This window comes from Dongia deserti, assembly GCF_003574735.1.
In the GTDB taxonomy this organism is placed as follows: domain Bacteria; phylum Pseudomonadota; class Alphaproteobacteria; order Dongiales; family Dongiaceae; genus Dongia_A; species Dongia_A deserti.
This window is the reverse complement of the sequence record NZ_QORW01000045.1, coordinates 1-2,514: the sequence shown is the minus strand read 5'-3', so window position 1 is coordinate 2,514 and position 2,514 is coordinate 1. Positions and strand designations below refer to the sequence as shown.

Genomic DNA, 2,514 nt, shown 5'->3' with positions numbered 1-2,514 from the left:
TCCAGTGAATAGGGTCGTGACATCGATGCTGGCCTCCACCCCAGTCAGCATCTTGAATCACAAATCACCCCAGCTGGGAATCCCACCAGATTCACACTTCGGGAAACGTGCTCTAGTTCTCGCAGCCGGCGGGCGTGCTGCAGTCGAGCGGTATTGCGTCCGGCCGCTCGGCAATCAGCTGCTGCTTCGCCTGCTCTCTGCGCTCGGCATCGATCTTCGCCATGTGCGTCTGGAACGCCTTCAGCTGCTTACCGCTCAGCTTGTTGCTGGCGACCGTCTTGACCTTGGCCGGATTGGTCTGCGCGCCGGCGATCAGGATTTCGTAGTGCAGATGCGGCCCGGTTGACCGGCCGGTCGTGCCGACATAGCCGATCACATCGCCTTGCTTCACCTTATCTCCCTTGCCCAGGCCCTTGGCGAACTTGCTCATATGGGCATAGGCGGTTTGGTATTCACCGGCATGCCGGATGCGGATGTAGTTGCCGTAGGCGCCTTTCTTGCCGATCTCGACGATGGTGCCGGAGCCGGCGGCGTAAATGGGCGTGCCGGTCGGTGCGCCGAAATCGATGCCCTTATGCATCTTCGAATAGCCGAGCAGCGGGTGCATGCGCATGCCGAAGCCCGACGTGATGCGCGCGCCGTCGACCGGGGTGCGCAGCAGCGACTTGCGGATCGCCTCGCCGCTGGGCGTGAAATACTCGCCGTCGCCGTCGCGCTCGAAATAATAGACCGGGATGTTCTTGCCGGAGAGGGTCAGCGAGGCGAACAAGATCTTTCCCGATTTCACGAACTCGCCGTCCTCGTTGTCCATCCGCTCATAGAAGACTTCGAAGGAATCGCCGTCCTGGATGTCGCGCTGGAAGTCGACATCGAACGAGAAGGTCTTGATGAGGTCGGCGACCACCGGCATCGGAACGCCGGCTTCTCGCGCGGCATTGAACAGGCTGCTGTCGATGATGCCGGCGGCGCGGCGGTTGTGCTCGACGACGGGCTTATCGACGGCGGAGGCGATGAAGTCACCGGTGTCGTTGCGCGTCAGCTTGACGTCGGTGACGACGTTGGGCTCGAAGCTGAGGCCCACCAGCTGTGGATCGGCTTCGCGCTCGCGCGTGCCCGACGCGGTGGTGATGTTGAGCGTGATTTCCTGGCCTGCGCGCAGAGCGCGCGGCGAGAATACGTCGGCAATGGCGCCGACAGCGTTCTTCGCATCATCCTCGCTGACGCCGGCATTGATCAGCACGCCATAGAGCGTATCGCCCGGGCGCACATGGATGACCTTCTCGATCTCGCTGGCGACTTCCTCGGCGATCGACACTTCGCTGTCGTACCAGGATTCCTCCGGCAGCGGCGCACCGGCGGAAAGATCCGCGAGCAGCATGGAGTCGAATGGGCTGGTGTCGAAGGGAGCGGGTGCGGGATGGACGAAAATGTCTGGGGAAGCATCGGACGTCGCGACATCATCAATCGACTCGGCATCATCGACCGATTCAGTGCTCCAGGTCGGCAAGCCGATTTGTTCCGTGCCGGGGGTCTTGCGCGCCGTCGGCTTCAGTCGTGCCGCGACGGCGCTACGCGGTGACAGCAGGATTGCACGATCATCGGCGGCGGCAACGACCACCGTCTCGGCTGCGCTTTTGTTTTGCGCTGCCAGGTCCGCCATCAGGCGCTGTGCCCATGCCGGCGAGTTCCGCGCGGTCAGTTGCATAAGCTGGTCGGCGGCTTCAACCCCCTCAAATTGGCTTGCTACCGCGTCTTCGACGGCCGCCGGCCGATGTGACCAAGCCGCGCCGAGGCCGCCCAACACCACAAAACCCGCGGTTGTGTACAACAGGTAACGCTTAAGCGTGCCCCAGACTTGGCTACGCGCGAAAATCAACGGATGGTCCCCCAACGCGGTAATTTGGTCGGTTTTGTTAACGACCCGAGACAGTCCCGACGCGGTTGCGCTGCAATGGAACTGCCGCGAATCGCGACTGTTAAGGTTAACAAGATGCTTGCCATGACCAATTGTGTCAACCTAAAAAGCCCTATTAGATCATGAATTTAGCGGGCAATTGGAGGTCCGGACCAGGATCAAATCTGTGGTCAAATCTGTGGCGATGCCGCAATGGTGCGTTGCGATAAAGCCACAGTTGGAAACTATTGCGTTGGTCGGTTCCGCCTGCTGTGTTCCACGCCAGGGTGCACTAGGCCGAGTTAAATTCCGGTAAATGGCTGAAATGCAAAGTATTTTCGATTATTGTGCGGCAACCCGCAGCAACGCCGTTGGAATGGTGAAAGAAGGGCGTTGACAGGTTTCTAAACTGTCACGTATAAGCCCGCCTCCGTTGGCGAGAGAGCCGGCTGGTGATGCCGGAAGAGTTCCCTCGCCCTGCTGTTTGAAACTTGAATTTGACGAGAAGGGATTCGCGGGCGGCGGGCTTTTGGGTGGTATCCGGAGCTTTTGCTGTTTTCGTGGATCTTGGGTTTGGTTGTTGTTGGTTGCGGCGGTGTGGAGCGATCTGTGCTGTTGGG

General features: G+C 60.2%; 2 protein-coding genes. Both read right to left on the bottom strand.

Going from position 1 to position 2,514, the window contains the following annotated elements; all coding sequences use genetic code 11:
- Positions 1 to 112: 112 nt before the first annotated feature.
- On the bottom strand, positions 113 to 1,705 hold the full coding sequence (locus DTX69_RS29835; RefSeq protein WP_119305230.1) for a M23 family metallopeptidase: 1,593 nt from the start codon (positions 1,703 to 1,705) through the stop codon (positions 113 to 115).
- Positions 1,706 to 2,306: 601 nt separating this feature from the next.
- Positions 2,307 to 2,514 (bottom strand): hypothetical protein (locus DTX69_RS30890; RefSeq protein ID WP_284736165.1); only part of this gene is annotated, 208 nt, incomplete at its 5' end.

Bases quoted from the DNA above. Each gene is read 5' to 3' on its own strand.
- DTX69_RS29835 (WP_119305230.1), bottom strand. From the start codon at position 1,705: ATGCAACTGACCGCGCGGAACTCGCCGGCATGGGCACAGCGCCTGATG.